General features: G+C 41.5%; 17 protein-coding genes. 8 read left to right on the top strand and 9 right to left on the bottom strand.

Features of this window, described 5'->3' with window-relative positions:
• Nucleotides 1–44: 44 nt before the first annotated feature.
• Together AC1F2U_RS27960 and AC1F2U_RS27955 are read right to left on the bottom strand one after the other, a co-directional pair.
• Nucleotides 45–575, bottom strand: coding sequence for a hypothetical protein (locus tag AC1F2U_RS27960; protein ID WP_480264097.1), 531 nt, complete (start codon nucleotides 573–575; stop codon nucleotides 45–47).
• 67 nt (nucleotides 576–642) lie between these two features.
• Nucleotides 643–837 carry a hypothetical protein gene (locus AC1F2U_RS27955; RefSeq protein ID WP_480264096.1) on the bottom strand — a complete coding sequence of 65 codons (195 nt, stop codon included), beginning with the start codon at nucleotides 835–837 and terminating at the stop codon, nucleotides 643–645.
• 141 nt (nucleotides 838–978) lie between these two features.
• On the opposite strand from AC1F2U_RS27955, the gene AC1F2U_RS27950 reads away from it, so the two are divergent.
• The 5 genes from AC1F2U_RS27950 to AC1F2U_RS27930 all read left to right on the top strand — a co-directional run bounded on the left by AC1F2U_RS27950 (nucleotide 979) and on the right by AC1F2U_RS27930 (nucleotide 8,249).
• On the top strand, nucleotides 979–2,691 hold the full coding sequence (locus AC1F2U_RS27950; RefSeq protein ID WP_480264095.1) for an AAA-like domain-containing protein: 1,713 nt from the start codon (nucleotides 979–981) through the stop codon (nucleotides 2,689–2,691).
• The gene (locus AC1F2U_RS27945; RefSeq protein WP_480264094.1) at nucleotides 2,688–3,041 is read left to right on the top strand and encodes a WD40 repeat domain-containing protein; all 354 of its coding nucleotides are present in this window, start codon (nucleotides 2,688–2,690) and stop codon (nucleotides 3,039–3,041) included. Before AC1F2U_RS27950 ends, AC1F2U_RS27945 begins: the two co-directional genes overlap by 4 nt.
• 200 nt (nucleotides 3,042–3,241) lie before the next feature.
• Nucleotides 3,242–4,219, top strand: a complete 978-nt coding sequence (locus tag AC1F2U_RS27940; RefSeq protein ID WP_480264093.1) for an ABC transporter substrate-binding protein — start codon at nucleotides 3,242–3,244, stop codon at nucleotides 4,217–4,219.
• 9 nt (nucleotides 4,220–4,228) lie between these two features.
• Entirely contained in the window at nucleotides 4,229–6,892 is a 2,664-nt protein-coding gene (locus AC1F2U_RS27935) for an ATP-binding protein (RefSeq protein WP_480264092.1), read from the top strand.
• A complete protein-coding gene (locus AC1F2U_RS27930) occupies nucleotides 6,882–8,249 on the top strand; it encodes a diguanylate cyclase domain-containing protein (RefSeq protein WP_480264091.1) in 1,368 nt (455 codons plus the stop codon). The genes AC1F2U_RS27935 and AC1F2U_RS27930 overlap by 11 nt, the downstream gene beginning before the upstream one ends.
• A 77-nt stretch (nucleotides 8,250–8,326) precedes the next feature.
• On the opposite strand, the gene aat is transcribed toward AC1F2U_RS27930, so the two are convergent.
• Nucleotides 8,327–8,902: a leucyl/phenylalanyl-tRNA--protein transferase gene (aat, locus tag AC1F2U_RS27925; protein ID WP_480264090.1), complete on the bottom strand. Its 576-nt coding sequence runs from the start codon at nucleotides 8,900–8,902 to the stop codon at nucleotides 8,327–8,329.
• A gap of 102 nt (nucleotides 8,903–9,004) precedes the next feature.
• On the opposite strand from aat, the gene AC1F2U_RS27920 reads away from it, so the two are divergent.
• Nucleotides 9,005–9,334, top strand: a complete 330-nt coding sequence (locus AC1F2U_RS27920; RefSeq protein WP_012410384.1) for a hypothetical protein — start codon at nucleotides 9,005–9,007, stop codon at nucleotides 9,332–9,334.
• Between the two features lie 77 nt (nucleotides 9,335–9,411).
• Here AC1F2U_RS27920 and rpsN read toward each other — a convergent pair whose 3' ends face one another.
• The 5 genes from rpsN to AC1F2U_RS27895 all read right to left on the bottom strand — a co-directional run bounded on the left by rpsN (nucleotide 9,412) and on the right by AC1F2U_RS27895 (nucleotide 14,145).
• The gene (rpsN, locus tag AC1F2U_RS27915; RefSeq protein WP_480264089.1) at nucleotides 9,412–9,714 is read right to left on the bottom strand and encodes a 30S ribosomal protein S14; all 303 of its coding nucleotides are present in this window, start codon (nucleotides 9,712–9,714) and stop codon (nucleotides 9,412–9,414) included.
• Nucleotides 9,715–9,790: 76 nt separating this feature from the next.
• On the bottom strand, nucleotides 9,791–10,483 hold the full coding sequence (gene nth, locus AC1F2U_RS27910; RefSeq protein ID WP_334899610.1) for an endonuclease III: 693 nt from the start codon (nucleotides 10,481–10,483) through the stop codon (nucleotides 9,791–9,793).
• Nucleotides 10,459–11,559 (bottom strand): RIP metalloprotease RseP, encoded by a 1,101-nt coding sequence (gene rseP, locus AC1F2U_RS27905; protein ID WP_480264088.1) that lies wholly within the window; start codon nucleotides 11,557–11,559, stop codon nucleotides 10,459–10,461. The genes nth and rseP overlap by 25 nt, the downstream gene beginning before the upstream one ends.
• Before the next feature lie 137 nt (nucleotides 11,560–11,696).
• Nucleotides 11,697–12,977 carry a serine--tRNA ligase gene (gene serS / locus AC1F2U_RS27900; protein ID WP_480264087.1) on the bottom strand — a complete coding sequence of 427 codons (1,281 nt, stop codon included), beginning with the start codon at nucleotides 12,975–12,977 and terminating at the stop codon, nucleotides 11,697–11,699.
• A gap of 589 nt (nucleotides 12,978–13,566) precedes the next feature.
• Nucleotides 13,567–14,145 (bottom strand): DUF3611 family protein, encoded by a 579-nt coding sequence (locus AC1F2U_RS27895; RefSeq protein ID WP_322727586.1) that lies wholly within the window; start codon nucleotides 14,143–14,145, stop codon nucleotides 13,567–13,569.
• Between the two features lie 668 nt (nucleotides 14,146–14,813).
• Between AC1F2U_RS27895 and AC1F2U_RS27890 the strand changes: the two genes are divergently transcribed.
• Together AC1F2U_RS27890 and AC1F2U_RS27885 are read left to right on the top strand one after the other, a co-directional pair.
• On the top strand, nucleotides 14,814–15,161 hold the full coding sequence (locus tag AC1F2U_RS27890; RefSeq protein ID WP_480264086.1) for a PadR family transcriptional regulator: 348 nt from the start codon (nucleotides 14,814–14,816) through the stop codon (nucleotides 15,159–15,161).
• Between the two features lie 52 nt (nucleotides 15,162–15,213).
• On the top strand, nucleotides 15,214–15,744 hold the full coding sequence (locus AC1F2U_RS27885; protein WP_480264085.1) for a cofactor assembly of complex C subunit B: 531 nt from the start codon (nucleotides 15,214–15,216) through the stop codon (nucleotides 15,742–15,744).
• 451 nt (nucleotides 15,745–16,195) lie between these two features.
• On the opposite strand, the gene AC1F2U_RS27880 is transcribed toward AC1F2U_RS27885, so the two are convergent.
• Nucleotides 16,196–16,513 carry a DUF3155 domain-containing protein gene (locus tag AC1F2U_RS27880; RefSeq protein ID WP_041566316.1) on the bottom strand — a complete coding sequence of 106 codons (318 nt, stop codon included), beginning with the start codon at nucleotides 16,511–16,513 and terminating at the stop codon, nucleotides 16,196–16,198.
• Nucleotides 16,514–16,657: the final 144 nt, after the last annotated feature.

Raw genomic sequence — 16,657 nt, 5'->3', positions numbered from 1 at the left:
GCCCCTCTGCCTCATGTGCCTCTTGTGCCTAATGCCCTTCATCTCTACTTAACTGGAATAACTTCAAACTGGAAAGTACCGATCAAACGGTTATCAATATAGACTTCTATTCTATGCTTACCAACCGGATCGCCAGGGGCGATTGTCCAAAAATTCTCAATTACACCTTCTGGATCTGACTGTGTGCGTCGTGTTACAGATGTCTTGCCGTCTGCTGATATTGAGAAATCTTCACCATTATCTGTACCCCAAGTTTCTGGAGGTTTTGGTAAATACAAGACTTCACGCCATTTCACTTCACCTTGGTAGTTTTTGAGTTTAATCCGCCACCCGTAGGTGTTTCCTTCCTGAAGTGGCACTCTTGTTGTCTGGAAAATGGTAACGTTTCCTTTGGAGTCAACTCTCTTCAGACCAAACTCGGTGTTACTGACAGTAATTTGTTTTGTATTCGTTGACGCCGGAGATGATATGGCATTTTCTACCAAAACAGAAGTAGCGTTGATTGGCTTAGAACCGATGACCCCAGATATTAGCCAAAAAGCAGCTAGCACAGCAGTAGTAGTCCAAATTCTCATTAGTATGGTTTTCCTGTCAGACTTTTGGTACTTATTCAAGTAATCTGCCATGTTTTCCGGGTCAAGGCTAGCGATGGTTAGACAAAGACGAAATTGCTTTCAGAAATTTGGCGGATTTAATCAACCCACTGACTTTGGTCAACATCCAATTTAAAATCAGTAAATCATAATCTTGGCGAAAGGCAAACCATTGCGCCGTCGTTTTCCCATCTGTGTAGGCGTAGCGGTCACTTCGGCTGCGCTCAGTGACCGCCGTAGGCATCGCATCTACTGCATACCCATTCCTCACCGTCTTACTCTACAAGACACTTCACGAACGGGATAGTGTGGCATGGATATAGTATTCTGAATCCTGAATTCTGACTCCTTCTTTATCTCTTCCTTTTCTAATCACACTTTGCACATGAGATACCAAGTTGGCGGTAGCCTCCACAGTGACGATCCCAGCTATGTTGTGCGTCAGGCAGACGAAAAACTTTATACAAGTCTGAAAGATGGTGATTTTTGCTACGTATTCAACTCCCGCCAAATGGGTAAATCATCCCTACTACAGCGAATAAGTCGTCGTCTCAAGTCAGAAGGCTATAAATGTGTTTACTTAGATGTGACGCAATTGGGTAGCGAAGATACCACATCAGCACAGTGGTATAAGGGAATCATTGTCAGCATTTTCTACGGGTTAAATCTGGCGGAACACGTCAACTTTAAGCAATGGTGGAATATGCAAACAGGTCTTTCTCCTGTACAAAAACTACACCAGTTTGTTGAGGAAGTATTGCTGCCAAATGTCAAGAGCGATTGTGAAGGAGACGGCAAGGCTAAAGGCATTTTTATTTTAATTGATGAAATTGATAGTTTGCTGAGTTTGAATTTTCCCGTCAATGACTTTTTTGCCTGGATTCGTCATTGCTACAATCAGCAGGCACACGATCCGAATTTTAAACGTCTGGGATTTGCATTGTTTGGAGTCGCCAGTCCATCTGATTTAATTGCTGACAAACGCCGGACACCTTTTAATATTGGGACAGCTATTGAGTTATACGGCTTTCGATTGGATGAAGCTAGCCCATTGCTAAATGGGTTAAAAGGAGCAATCAGTCAACCAGAAGTTGTGCTGCAAGAGGCGATCTATTGGACAGGAGGACAACCGTTTCTCACTCAAAAACTCTGTCAATTAATTCTCCAAGCTGCCTTAAAGACATCAGAGCGGAAAATTTTCCTACCCTCAAAAACTGAGGCGTATTGGGTAGAAGAATTGGTGCGATCGCAGATTATCCAACATTGGGAATCACAAGATGAACCCGAACACCTCCGCACGATTCGCGATCGCTTACTTTTCAACCAACAACAAACTGGAAGGTTACTGAGTCTTTATCAGCAGATATTGCAAGCCGAGGAAATAGAGGATGGGGGGATGGGTGGATGGGGAGACGCAAAAAGGAAAGATACTAGCGACTTTTTGCATCTTCTACTTCCAATATCTCCAGTGCCTACCGATGATAGTCGAGAACAGACGGAGCTTTTACTATCGGGATTGGTCGAGAAGTACAATGGCTATCTCAGAATTAAAAATCCGATCTACCGGAATATTTTCAATACTGAATGGGTGTTAAAGCAATTAGACAATTTGCGCCCTTATTCACAGCCATTCAATGCTTGGGTAGCATCGGGCTTTCAAGATGAGTCACGCCTGCTGCGAGGGAATGCCTTACAAGAGGTTTTAGATTGGACTCAGCGTAAAAGTCTCAGCGATTTGGACTATCGATTTTTAGCAGCCAGCCAAGAATTAGAGCGTCGGGAAGCTCAACAAAAAATGGAAGTAGAACGGCTCAAAGAAACTGAAGCGCGATTGGCGAGCGAGCAAAAGAGCGCTCGGCTTCAGCGACGACTCTTATTAGGGGTAAGCTTGGCCCTACTAGCAGTTATTGTCTTGGGGTTCACAACAATCTACGCCGATCGACAAGCATCACTGAATGAGGTACGAGCGATCGCATCTGCTTCCAATGGGAGTTTTAATTCCAATCAACACTTAGATGCATTGGTACAAGCAATCCGAGCCTCTCATCTAGCATCGATCGCACAGTCAAGCTCTGGAAGCGGGATGCAACACTGGTGAGAACGCTACCACATACTGCAACCATACAAAGCGTCCGCTTCAGCCCGGATAGCCGCTGGATAGTCGCTGCCGGTATTGATGACACTATCCGTCTTTGGACGATCGATGGTAAATTGTCAACCATCTTCAAAGGGCACAAATCTGCGGTGTGGCGAGTTGCCTTTAGCCCCGATGGCAAAACCCTCGCCTCTGGCGGAGATGACCAACTTGTGATTATGTGGGATATCCAACAAATTCTCCATCTCAACCTGCTGAAATACAGTTGTGATTGGGTACGGGATTATTTAAAGACTAATATAACAGTAGAAAAGAGCGATCGCTCTCTTTGCAATTACAGCCTTTTTCATTGATTTGAACCATAATACCTTGTTGGGGCGGCTGCAAAACAATACCTGTGAATTAAATTATCAAGCCACTTTGAAGCAATTCCAACAAACAAAACTCCTTGAATACAATTACTGACGAAATTTACACGGAAATTTAAATTTGAACAATTAGTTTGTTTAGCTGAATCTTTGATTAACAATAATTAAAAAACATCAAAAATTCTATGCTTAAACCGCTCAGATACATTAGTATTTTCCTGATTACAGCCTGTTTACTACTTGCTTGTAATACTTCCGTACCAACTGAAGTAAAACGCCCTCCATTGAAAGTAATATTTGGATCTTTTGTTGGAGAGCTTCCAGGCATCATTGCTCAAAAAAAAGGATTCTTCAAAGCCCAAGGGGTAGATGTGGAACTAATTCATACACAATACGCCCAATTGGAACAAGCAAACTTCAATGCGGGTAAGTATGATGGGATTACATCGTCATTGGGAAATTTTATCATCTTGAGTGCCACAAATCCAGATATACAAGGCGCGATTGTTATAGATGAATCAATAGGAGCAGATGTGGTAGTCGCCCAATCAAAAATTAAAACCGTCGCTGATTTGAAAAAGAAAAAGCTGGGTGCAAATCTAGGTGGTTTTAGCGAAGTTTTCGTGACTGAAATGTTGAAAACTGCCAATTTAACCAGTGATGATGTGAACTTAGTTCAATTAGAGGCTTTAGAAATTCCTCAACGCCTGAAAAATAATACAATTCAAGCCGGACACACTTGGGAACCCTATCTCTCTGAAGTGATGAGATTAGGGGGAAATATCCTATTTACTAGCAAGCAAACCCCTGGCTTGATTTTAGATTTAATTATCTTTCGCGGTGAGACAATCCGCGATCGCCCCGAAGACATTCGGGCATTTGTGCGAGGATGGCTGCAAGCCTCGACCTACTGGAAAGCAAATGTTGAGGAAGGAAAAGCGATCGTCAGCAAAGCGTTAAAAATTCCGATCGATACTCTCTCTCTAGAGGGAATAAATTTAACTGATTTAGGTGAAAATCAAAAATATTTTCAATCTAACAACCCTAACTCCATTTACAAAACTGCGAAGATATATGCAGACTTTTTTATTCGCTCTGGAAACATTACACGTATTCCTGAGCTAAAAAGTTTGTTCAATTCTTCCTTCTTGAATCCCCCCTAGTTTGAAGCTATGCAGCACTCCTTTTTTGACAGCATCCGTACAAAGTTGATCGCCTCGTTTCTTGTTGTTGCTTTGATTCCGTTGCTGTTATTGGCATTTGTCAACAAACAGACAACCGAAAAAGCACTAACTGACAACGCCCGACAAGCCCTATCTGCGGCGGCTAACGAAACCGCTAACAGAATAGATGCCTTTATTGATGGAAATCTCAATGCCGTGCGCGTGGAGGCGATTTTACCAGGTTTGGCACGCTACCTCAGCCTAACTCCAAAACAGCGAGATGACAGCCCCGAAATGCAATTGGCGACAGAAACATTAATCCGTCTCAGTCGCAAAGATATGCTCAATATTCTCTCTTATGCTTTGCTCGACTTAAACGGGAAAAATGTATTAGATACACGTACACTGAATATTGGCAAAGATGAATCAGTTGAAAATTATTTTAAAAAACCGCTACAAACTGGTTTCTCCTTTGTTTCTAGCATGAAGCGATCGCCGACAATTCCCGATCTTATTACCCTCTTTTTTAGTAGTCCAGTTCGCAATGCCAAGGGAGATATATTGGGTATATTGCGTGTTTCATACAATGCGACTGTTGTTCAGCAGTTAGTAACTCGACAAACCGAACGGGCTGGGGAAAAATCTTTTGCGATTCTTTTAGATGACAATAATATTTATCTAGCACATAGCACTGCACCAAAACTGCTTTTTAAATCAATTGTGCCTCTGCCTGACGATGTTGTAACTCAACTGCAACAGGAAGGTCGTTTGCCTAATTCTTCTGTCAAAGAATTGGCAACTAATGAGTCAAAACTTAAACAAGCATTAGATAATAAACAGTCGTATTTAATTGCATCCTTGGAAGCAACAGGCGATTGGGTTAATCTGATTGCGATCGCTCGTTTGCAATATAAACCTTGGTCTGTGTTGTTTGCACGACCCTTTGCCGTTGCTCTAGCACCTGTAGAAAAGCAAATTCGTGACACAATTTTTCTATTTGCATTTATCGCTGGAGTAGTGACAATCATCGCTTTTGTGATTGGACAATTGCTAACAAAGCCAATAATTCACCTTACCAATATAGTTTTTCAGTTTACCGCAGGTAACTTAGATATCCGCGCCAAAAATAAATCAAAAGACGAAATAGGTCAACTTGCAAAATCGTTTAACAACATGGCACTTCAGTTACAAACATCTTTGGAAACTTTGGAACAACGGGTACAGGAGAGAACAGCAGAGTTAGCCATTGCTAAAGAAAAAGCCGAAGTAGCAAATCAAGCTAAAAGTTTATTTATTGCAAATATGAGTCATGAGTTGCGATCGCCCCTCAATGCTGTTCTAGGTTTTTCTCAGTTAATGTTACGGGCTAAAAACTTGCCTGCCGAGCATTATGAAAATGCTGGGATCATTTATCACAGTGGTGATTATTTATTAACGCTCATCAATAATATTCTCGATTTATCAAAAATAGAAGCGGGGAAAACTACTCTTAATCCTAAAGACTTCGATCTATATCGCTTGCTAGATGACTTAGAAGATATGCTTCATTTACAGGCAAGTAATCAAGGCTTAAATTTAATATTTCAGTGTAGTAAAAATGTTCCATGTTATATTTGCACAGATGAGTTAAAACTCCGGCAAGTATTAATTAATTTGATTACTAATGCCATCAAGTTTACTCAAAAAGGAACAATTAGTTTAACCGTAAATAATACTAGTGAAGAAATTACAGATATTTTAACTCTTGATTTTCAAGTCTGCGATACAGGAGTGGGGATTGCAGCCGCAGAATTACCCAAATTATTTAATGCTTTTTCTCAAGCACAAGCTGGAAAAGAATCCCAAGAAGGAACGGGTTTAGGTTTAGCAATTAGTCACAAGTTTATTCAGTTAATGGGAGGAGATATTTCTGTTGAAAGTAAATTAGGTGTCGGGACAACTTTTAAATTTTATATTCAAGCAAGGTTAGGTCAACAAATTAATAACAGTACTTTAGAAGTACATCCAAAAGTATTAGAACTTGCACCAGGACAATCTATATATAAACTATTAATAGTAGATGATAAACCTATTAATCGCAAATTATTAATTAAACTTTTACAACCGTTAGGGTTTGAAATGAAAGAAGCTAGTAATGGCAAAGAAGCGATCGCTATTTGGAATGAATGGGAACCCCACCTGATTTGGATGGATATGCGAATGCCTGTTATGGACGGTTACGAAGCTACAAAATATATCAAGTCCACTACCAAGGGGAATGCTACAGCTATAATTGCTCTGACGGCAAGTGTTTTAGAAGAAGAAAAAGCGATCGTTCTTTCAGCCGGATGTGATGACTTTCTCCGCAAACCTTTTGCAGAACATACAATTTTTGACACACTAGCCAAACATCTTGGTGTCAAATATATATTTGCTGAAAATAATTATTCAAATTTGGAATATACAGAAAAAAATCCTTTAACATCCAAAAATCTAGTTTGTATGTCTCAAGAATGGATTAATCAGTTCTATGAAGCTGCATTAGAAGCAAATACTAATCGTGTCATAGAATTAATTAGAGATATTCCCAAAACAGAAACTTTTTTAATTAAATCTTTAACAAAACTTGCTCGTCAATTTGAATTTGAGGAATTAGTTGATTTAGTCGAACCCCTGAGAAGCAATGAATCTTAATTATGATAAAGAAAATAAAGGTAATATTCTCCTAGTAGATGACAATCCCAAAAATTTACATTTATTAAGTGATTGTCTGGTCAAACTCGGCTACACTGTTCGCAGTGTCACAAGTGGACGGATGGCACTAAAAACAGTAAAGGCGAAGCGACCAGATATCATTCTTTTAGATATCAAGATGCCAGAAATGGATGGCTATGAAGTTTGTAGAACTCTGAAAGCCGATGAAGTTCTACGCACTATTCCCGTTATTTTTATTAGTGCTTTAGATGATGTGTTCGATAAAGTAACAGCCTTTGAGTCAGGGGGCATAGACTACATCACTAAACCCTTTCAGATGGAAGAAGTTGTAGCGCGTCTAGAAAATCAGTTAACCATTCAACGCCAGCAACGGCTTCTAGAACAAGAAAATATTAAACGTAGGGAAACAGAAGAGATACTGTATCAGTCTAGGGCAATCCTAGCCAGTATTTTGAATAGTTCGCTAGATGGTGTAGCCGCTATGCAAGCTGTTCGCAACCCTGCAACCGGAGACATTGAGGATTTTCGTTGCTTAGTTATCAATCCTGTCATTGCTAGAGCCTTCGGAAGCAAATGTGAAGAGATGATTGGCAAATTACTATTCAAAGAATTCTTAGCTCATCTAGAACCAGAACTCTTTAATCACTTCGTTAATCTTGTCGAAACGGGGGAAGCTTTAAAACGAGATTTCTACCATCCATTAGGCAATTCTTGCTGGTATCACTTTGTTGCAGTCAAACTAGATGATGGTTTTGCTATTACCATACGCGACATCACTGGACGTAAACAAATTGAATTGGCTCTCCAAGATGCAAATCAAAAACTAGAACAACTGGCAAATTTAGATGGCTTGACTCAGCTGGCTAACCGTCGTTGCTTTGACGCACGACTCAAAGCAGAATGGAGACGCCTTGCACGAGAACAACAACCCTTGTCACTGATTATATTTGACGTTGATAAATTCAAACTTTACAACGATTACTATGGTCATCTTGCAGGCGATGATTGTCTAATGAGGATAGCGCAAACAGTGCAACAGACAATTCATCGTCCTGCCGATTTGGTGGCGCGTTACGGTGGAGAAGAATTTTTGGTACTCTTGCCCAATACTGACTTAGCGGGAGCGATTAAAGTAGCGGAAAGTATTCAGCAAGCAATTCATACTCTGGCTATTCCCCATCTACAGTCTGATGTCAAGAATATCATCACCGTTAGTTTAGGAATTACCTCTCGCATACCTATTTGGAACATCAGGCCAGACACACTCATTGCTTCAGCAGATAAAGCACTGTACCGTGCCAAACAAAATGGGCGCGATCGCTATTGTAATGATTAAAACATTTTTTATGGCAATACCTTCATTCCCGCCATTACTACATCAGTAACAATCGCATCCGAAGCTTTTTTCTTAAATTAGACTAACTTACAAGCACGTTGCAACGCTTGCTCAAGTAAAGATTGATATTCTTTATCCCCAACCCGATAAGCGCCAAACCTTTCCAAATGGGGATTCATCATTTGAGCATCAAAAAACACAAATTTCCTCTGACGCAATCTTTCCACCAACTTAACCATCGCTACCTTTGAGCCTTCGGGAATGCGGTAAAACATCGACTCGCCAATAAAAGCTCCACCAATCACAATCCCTAAAATTCCTCCAGCTAATTCGTCACCCTGCCAAGTTTCAAAACTATAAGCATAACCACTCTGATAAAGCAGCCAGTAAATCTTTTGCAATTCCGGTGAAATCCAAGTTGTCTCTCTGTCAGCACAGCCAGCCACCACAGCTTGAAAGTCCCGATTAATCGCCACAGTAAACCGTTCTTGATTCAAAACGCGCTGCAAAGACTTGGGATAACGAAACCGCTCATCCAATGGAATAAAAGTCCGATCGCGACTTCCGTACCAATTCAGGCGATCGCGCTCATCAGCCATGAGAAAATAACCTTGTGCATAACCCTCAACAATAGCCGCGATATCATATTGCATAAATAAATATAAAAAAACACTAGAGAAACGCAATTTGATGCTAAAAAATCAACCTTAGCGTTCCTCTGCGTTTCCCTCCGCGTCCCTCTGCGTTTAAAAAAGATGACTCAACCAATTCCACCCATCACCCTACCACCGCCCGAAAACCCTCTACTCGAAGGTGAATGGTTACGAGAACGCTTACAACGGTGGCTAGATACAGAATTTATCCCCGAAGCAGTCAACCAAAATATTGCTCAACGAGCCGCACAGATTTTTGTGCGTCAACGGATGGAAGGAGAAAATGACCTTGGTTCTCTGGTAATTGCCATTGTTACAGAGATGCAGTCCTATGATTTTTCCAATAGCTTCTATGGAGAGTTTGCGATCGCCAACGCCGTCAGCGATCTACTCTTAGAAAGTCTGGGAATTGATAAGTGTTGTGGTCAATAATATTTTGTCATTTGTCATTTGTCCTTTGTCATTTGTTCTTTACCAATGACTAATGACTAATGACTAATGACTCTTGACTACCAACTAGACTTAACAACTCCAGGTAAAAGACCTTCATGTGCCCATTCTCGTAGTACGTTCCGAGACAACCCAAAATCGCGGTAAACACCTCTAGAACGACCAGTCAACCAGCAACGGTTGCGGTGGCGGGTGGGCGCACTATTCCGGGGTAGCTGTTGAATTTTCCGGTGGATTTCTAGTTTATCCAAAGGAGATGCTGCATTTCTGAACTCTTCTAAGAGAGCTTCCCGCTTGTCAGCATACTTTTCGATCAACTTGGTGCGCTTTTTCTCGCGCTCAATCATGCTCTTTTTTGCCATATATTCTCTAACTTATTTAAAGACACCGTTTTCCATTCTACAGTCTCTCTATCAATTCTGGGGTTACTTGTGTCGCTTACCCTACAACCACTGGCTTATTTGCAGCAGGACATAAATCGGCAAGTTCGCAAGCAACGCAGACGGGAGAGCGGGCTTTACAAATCGCACGACCGTGATAAATCAGCCCAATTGACCAATTTTCCCAATCAGGCTGAGGCAACAAACCCATTAAATCTTGCTCAATCCGAACGGGGTCTGTATGTTCAGTTAAACCCAAACGTTCGGACAGGCGCTTGACGTGAGTATCTACCGTCACGCCAGCATTAATGCCATAAGCATGAGCTAGGACTACATTTGCTGTCTTGCGCGCCACACCGGGAAGCTTTAATAATTGCTCCATCTGGTTGGGGACAACAGAGTTAAACTCAGTGACAATCATCCGACAGGCAGCTTGAATGTTCTTGGCTTTATTGCGATAAAACCCGGTTGAACGCACCAAAGTTTCTAACTCTACCAAGTCAGCGATCGCTAAACTCTCAGCATCAGGAAACTTACCAAATAAAGCTGGTGTCACCTTATTCACTCGCTCATCAGTACATTGAGCGGAGAGAATCGTTGCCACCAACAATTGTACTGGCGTTGAGTAGTTCAAAGAGCAAGTAGCATCTGGATAAAGACGCTTCAGACGAGCTAAAATTTCAATCGCTCGTTGCTTTTTAGATAACGATTTGCGGGTAGTAACGCTCACTGGAATAATTTTTGTACCCACTCCAATTGGCTAGTTAATTGAGTGGTTTCTTTGACTATCAGAAAAATTCCCAACCCTAAGAGTAACACCAAACCAGTTTGCATTACACCTTCTTGAATCCGGGAGGGTACAGGCTTACCGCGTAAACCTTCAATCAGCAGAAAAGCGAGTTGTCCGCCATCCAAAGCGGGTAAAGGCAAAATGTTGATAATAGCCAAGTTAATGCTGATAATTGCCGCAAAAGACAACAGATTCACGCTATTGTCTTCAGCTAATTTTGCACCTATTTTGACAATATTAACTGGGCCAGAAACTTGTCCAGCAGTTTGTTGAAAGTTGGTAATTAACTGCCCAAAACCGCTGAGTGTCCCAACAAATAATTGTTGAAATCTATTAGCAGCAAGACCGAAAATTTCAAAAGGACTATTCGGCCGGCGATAAACTGCTGTAGCATTTGGACTAAGCGCCACACCAACTACACCTTTGCCATCGGCTCCCAATTTTGGTGTTAATTTCAGGGTTTGTTGTTGGTTTTCACGCAGAATTTTCAGTTCGATTTGCTGATTGGGATGAGTTTGAATTTCTTTAGTCAGCAAAGGAGTTGATTTATCAGAAGCCGGGAGTTCTTGGCCGTTAACAGCCAGAATAATATCTCCTTCCCGAATTCCTGCTTGATAGGCAACAGATTCTTGATTAACAGGCTGTACAGCAACACCAGCTTTATAGGTTAATTCCTTGGGAATGCCGACAATACCCAATTGCAGAGCCAACACCAAGTAGGCAAATATTAAATTGGCGATTACTCCAGCACTGATAACGATCGCTCGGTCTAAAACTGGACGGTTACGCAGCAGATTTGGGTCATTGGGTGGAACATCGCTATCGGGGTCATCATCGGGAAAGCCGACAAAGCCGCCCAAGGGAAAGGCACGGACAGCATATTCGGTTTGCGAACCTTGGTACTTTAAAAGAACTGGACCAAAACCCAAAGAAAAACGGTTAACGAGAATGCCTTGAGAACGGGCTGCAACAAAATGTCCCAACTCGTGTACCAAGATCAAAACAGCCAAGACTGCGATCGCTGCTAAAACTGACATAGAGTAAATTGTGAAGATATTAAGCTATAGTTATCTCCATTCTAATTGGGCATTGGGCATTGGGCATTGGGTATTGGTCATTGGTCATTGGTCATTAGTTTTTAACAAAGGACAAAGGACAAATGACTAATGACAAATTATAAAACTTCACGTCCCAAGTAAGGTTGCAACACTTCTGGTATCTTCACCGTTCCATCGGGTTGTTGATAATTCTCCAAAATTGCTGCCATCGTCCGCCCCACAGCCAAACCCGAACCATTGAGGGTATGTACGAACTGAGTACCTTTCTTCCCTGCCTCTTTGAAACGAATATCAGCCCGTCGTGCCTGGAAATCTATAGTATTGGAACAGCTAGAAATTTCGCGATATTTGCCAGAAGAGGGCAACCAAACCTCTAAATCATAAGTTTTGGTAGAGGCAAATCCCAAATCTCCAGTACTTAAATTTACTACTCGGTAAGGCAACTTCAATGCCTGTAAAATTGCTTCTGCATTCCCTACCAATTTCTCCAATTCATCAAAAGACGTACTGGGTTCGACAAACTTCACCATTTCCACCTTGTTAAATTGATGGAGGCGAATTAATCCTCGCATATCGCGCCCATAACTACCAGCTTCGCGGCGAAAACAGGGAGTAAAAGCACAGTGGTAAATAGGCAAATCTTCAGCAGCGAGAATTTCACCTCGGTAGAGATTTGTAACTGGAACTTCAGCTGTCGGAATCAGCCATAAGTCATCATCAGCGCATTTAAAGCTTTCTTCCGCAAACTTGGGTAACTGACCGGTCGCTGTCAAAGACTCAGTGTTAACTAATAGTGGCGGACTGACTTCCACATACCCAGCTTGAGTATGGAGACTCAGCATAAATTGAATTAATGCCCTCTCGAATGCCGCACCAGCACCCATCAATGTCACAAAGCGACTTTGGGCAACTTTTACAGCCCGTTCAACATTGAGAATACCCAGCTTTTCGCCAATTTCCCAGTGAGGGAGAATATTCGGGTTTTGGGGAATGTACTCATCACCCCAACGCCGCACTTCTACGTTATCTTCCTCATTCTTACCAAGGGGTGTAGAGTCGCTTGGCAAGTTGGGAAGTGCCAACACAAGTTGAGCAATTTCAGCTTTGAGGTCTTTTTCTTGGGGTTCTAGTTGGCTCAACGTCACTTTTACAGAGTTACCTTCATCCCGCAAAGCTTGAATTTCTGGGTCTTGAGGATTGATCCCAGATTTAATCTTCTGACCGACAATTTTACCAATTTCGTTGCTACGGGCTTGGAGTTGACTACGCGTCCCCTCAAGTTCCCGTTGTTGCCGATCTAACAGTAATATCGGTTCGATGTCGTATTTACCACTACGACTATTCAATCGTTCTTGAACTAATTGCGGATTTTCCCGTATTTGCTTGATATCCAGCACAGATTTTTCTCAGTTTTTAGCCTATTATCTACCTGCCAACACATCAGCATATACTGATTTTGGCTTGCTGTGAGCAGAAAAGCAACCATTTAAATTTTGTCCTGCCAATCTGGCCAGAGCTAGAAAAATTTAAAACCCAAAATTTAGTATTAATCTTCCGATTTTCTGGATTCCTGAGTGTTTGCAGGTGAGGGTAGCCAGTAGGCAAGTACGCCTGATAAACCACTCCAGTAAACTGCCTGGTTTTGACTATAATCGCGTTCCATAAAGATTAGGGAACTACATAATCCAATCATCAATGTGCTAAAAAGTACTTGTATACCAAACTTCCAGATTTCTAGTTTTTTCTTAGTGTAAGACTTCTAATAAAAATTAATTTACCCTGATAACGATTCTAATATCACTCTTTAGATGGTTGTTAATATTAAGTAACTAGTATTACTCTTCACGCTGTAATTTAATTTAATAATTTCGGAAAAGTACAATCAACATATTTAAATTATTGCTATACAACCTTTGAAAAGGAGGAGAAAAGAAGTCAAAAGAATTGCTGATTTTTGACTATTACCTTTTCTTCTGACTGCCTTTTCTAAGGTCGGTTAATGCGATTGAGTAACCAAAGCGACGCCACCAGCCCTGCAAAGTGGGCTGAGACAGTGTTGGTGTTTGCCTGTACTACAAGCATATCTAGACCGCTAATAATTCGGGTAGGGTCAAAAAATTGGGTAGTTATTGCTTGTGGAGATATGGAGCGTGCTACTAGTGTGCCAACGATCGCTTGCGCCCCCAAAAGAGTCACCAGCGTTCCTCCTAAATTTACCCACACCCCTAAGCGTAATACTTGCACAGTCTCGCTTTTGCGAGGGCGGTTGCTAGGATTGGAGGATTCCAATTGCTTGCCAATTCTCGTGTAACGGTAAGCTAAATAAATCCCCCCACCTAAAACAACCAATCCACAAATTGCTAAAAATACGCCAAAGCCAGTTCCAGGATTATTACTAGGACTGCCAGTTCTTTGATTAAAGATGGCGAACAGCAGCACAATTATGCTAGAAACAACGCCTAGTACTAGCTGAATCCAGAAGCTAATCCAACCTGTAAGGCGAAAAGTTTGGGCAATTGCCCTAAGACTTGAGGAAGATGATGGGGCATCGGGAGTTTGTGACATAGCGATCGCTAATATGCTGAGTGCTTGATAAAAGAAGGCGAGGAGGAGAGGACGAAGGGATAGCGAGGACACGGAGAGTTCTTTCCCTACGTCTCCCCTCTCCTGTCTTCTTTCCCCTATGTTTAGCGCCTTCTTTGATAAATTTACTATCACACTTGTCAAATAAGACAAGAAATTCTGCGATCGAGGAAATCAGAAATGGTTACTGCTTAAGTATGTCTACCGACGTAGCAGCTCGATCTCAGATATATCCCTTAGCTTAATATTTTAGAATTTGCATTGGGAAAATCACTGTAAAACAAAGTGTTTATTAAGCTTTACAGACAAAATAGCATTTTACCTGTAAAATTTCTTCGATGGCATTTTATTGCTTAAGCAGCTCGGCATCAGTTAACACCAAGATACTGAGTCTCTCATTGTCTGTTCGCTCCTCACCACACCGTATCGAGCTTGAGTAGGGGTACATTGTTTTGTGCCCCTAAAACTCGCAAACTCGCCCCACAACTTCACAGGCGTGGGTAATTGTTTGATGTTTACGCAGATGTTTACGCAATGGATATCTAGTCTAAGTAGCTTTATATGTATTACTCACGTAGTAGTAGCACTGTATACTGTCTACAAGGATTGTAGACTTTACCCTAAGGCATTTTTTTAGCCATTCACTAACCATGAAACTTGAGGATATATATCAATTTTTTGAGAATCCTCCGCCAACTTACCTTTGTCAGGAACTAGCAGTTTGTTACATACTGTCTGTTTTATTACAAGGTGAATCCTACGGAACCGAGTTGATTGAGCAATTAGAAACTGAGTATCCCGTCTATCGGCTTTCAGATACCGTACTTTACAGTGCAATCAAATTTCTAGAAGACCAAAAGGCAATCACTGGATATTGGAAGAAACTCGAAGGACGGGGGCGCCCCAGGCGGATGTACCAAGTTTCTCCCGAATGGCAAGTTCAAGCTCAGGATTTAGCTTTTCTTTGGCAAGACTACATCAACGGGAGGAAAAAGTAACGAATCATTGATAATGAATAAGTCTCCTCCAGTCAAACACTAACAATTAGTTATGGATACTGCTATTCTGCCATCTACGTTCCTGCTAACCTTGTTGTTATCGGTTGGGCTGTTTTTCTTTATTCGTGCCTCGACTAAAGACCGCATAGAAATAGCGCAACTGGTATCTGAGCAAGATGAAGCTGTTTTAATGTCTCAATTAAAAGAGTACTTTCGATCGCGGTCTTACCGAGTGGCAGCGGTAGACCGAGAACAAAATCAGGTAACTTTTGAAGGTAATGTTCGTCCCAGCTGGTTCTTAGCTATATTTCTAACTTTATTGACAGCTACTGGGATTGTTTGTCTATCTTTGGTGGCATACCTGCTTTTTCCTAACCTCAGTACCTTTGTTTTGGCGATGGTACTGCTGTCGCCTTTAAGTGGTCTATTTTATTGGAAAAAATCTGGAAGACTTGAGAAGGTGTCGCTCAAAGTAGAAACAACTCAGAGCGAACAAACCTCCTCAAGTAAGATAACTGTAGTCGCCCATCGAGATGAACTCAGCGAGTTGCAGAGGACTCTACAGCTCAAGCCTGGGAAATAATTGTTGATTGTTGCGACCATCTCTTAACTATGATATGCAGACTTCTGACCTAACCTACTCTTTAGGCAATGGAAAGTAGTTAGGAGAAAATCAAGACTGCTGCTTTGCCAGTTTTCCCCACGACTTTGGTCGTGGGGAAAAATTTAAATTCATTAACTTAAATTCATTGACAGAGCTTACTTAACCATCTACGGCATAAGAGCGCAACTTCACTAGCACTTTTAGACGCGCTTGGCTCTATACCCACTCCCTTCTGCATCATCAAAATAGTATCAACCCATGCAATCTAGCGTGGTTTGAGACAAGTTTACTTTCCAACTGCCTGGACTAGATTTACTGGCAAATCAGCTACAAACTAAAAAAAAATTAAATTTTGCATAAACTTAGCAATTTTGCCAGTTAATAATAGTCAGGAGCCACATTCAATGCCTAAGATGACCATTAATTAGGTTCACCTACTAGCTAAAGCAAGAGGTTCCTGACCTGGCGAAGGTTCTAACACCCTCAAACTAGGAAACAAGAAATGGTTTTCCTCTACGTATTGAGCACCAAACAGTCCCTTTTCTGCCCAGAAATAACGATCTGTAGTGTGTTCATTTCGCTTTACAAGTAGCAACGCTGGTGGCAAAATCCCTTCAGCTTGAATGAATCTTCTCGCTGCTGTGACAGGCTTTTCTTCGCCACTTTCGATGCTATATTGAGGCACGTGCTCCAAAATGCGCCGTCCTTCCTGACGACGACGACTCTTCCTTTTGCGTCTCCTTGCCAATCTATTGTCCTCCTCTTTCAAGCTATAGATTGTAGTGATAGCTACAAAATCCGTCGTCATTATATAGGTTCTAGTTCAGAATATCAATAGTTTTTAACCTTTTAATATAAGAAAGTTAATATCTTTGAAACATCAAGAAAATAA

This window comes from Nostoc sp. LEGE 12454 (assembly GCF_056620565.1).
Note: the sequence above shows the minus strand (reverse complement) of the source record. Positions and strands in the feature narration are given on the sequence as shown.

Coding starts and splice junctions, on each gene's coding strand:
- AC1F2U_RS27960 (WP_480264097.1), bottom strand. CDS start 575: ATGAGAATTTGGACTACTACTGCTGTGCTAGCTGCTTTTTGGCTAATA.
- AC1F2U_RS27955 (WP_480264096.1), bottom strand. CDS start 837: ATGCCTACGGCGGTCACTGAGCGCAGCCGAAGTGACCGCTACGCCTAC.
- AC1F2U_RS27950 (WP_480264095.1), top strand. CDS start 979: ATGAGATACCAAGTTGGCGGTAGCCTCCACAGTGACGATCCCAGCTAT.
- AC1F2U_RS27940 (WP_480264093.1), top strand. CDS start 3,242: ATGCTTAAACCGCTCAGATACATTAGTATTTTCCTGATTACAGCCTGT.
- AC1F2U_RS27935 (WP_480264092.1), top strand. CDS start 4,229: ATGCAGCACTCCTTTTTTGACAGCATCCGTACAAAGTTGATCGCCTCG.
- AC1F2U_RS27930 (WP_480264091.1), top strand. CDS start 6,882: ATGAATCTTAATTATGATAAAGAAAATAAAGGTAATATTCTCCTAGTA.
- aat (WP_480264090.1), bottom strand. CDS start 8,902: ATGCAATATGATATCGCGGCTATTGTTGAGGGTTATGCACAAGGTTAT.
- AC1F2U_RS27920 (WP_012410384.1), top strand. CDS start 9,005: ATGACTCAACCAATTCCACCCATCACCCTACCACCGCCCGAAAACCCT.
- rpsN (WP_480264089.1), bottom strand. CDS start 9,714: ATGGCAAAAAAGAGCATGATTGAGCGCGAGAAAAAGCGCACCAAGTTG.
- rseP (WP_480264088.1), bottom strand. CDS start 11,559: ATGTCAGTTTTAGCAGCGATCGCAGTCTTGGCTGTTTTGATCTTGGTA.
- AC1F2U_RS27895 (WP_322727586.1), bottom strand. CDS start 14,145: ATGTCACAAACTCCCGATGCCCCATCATCTTCCTCAAGTCTTAGGGCA.
- AC1F2U_RS27890 (WP_480264086.1), top strand. CDS start 14,814: ATGAAACTTGAGGATATATATCAATTTTTTGAGAATCCTCCGCCAACT.
- AC1F2U_RS27885 (WP_480264085.1), top strand. CDS start 15,214: ATGGATACTGCTATTCTGCCATCTACGTTCCTGCTAACCTTGTTGTTA.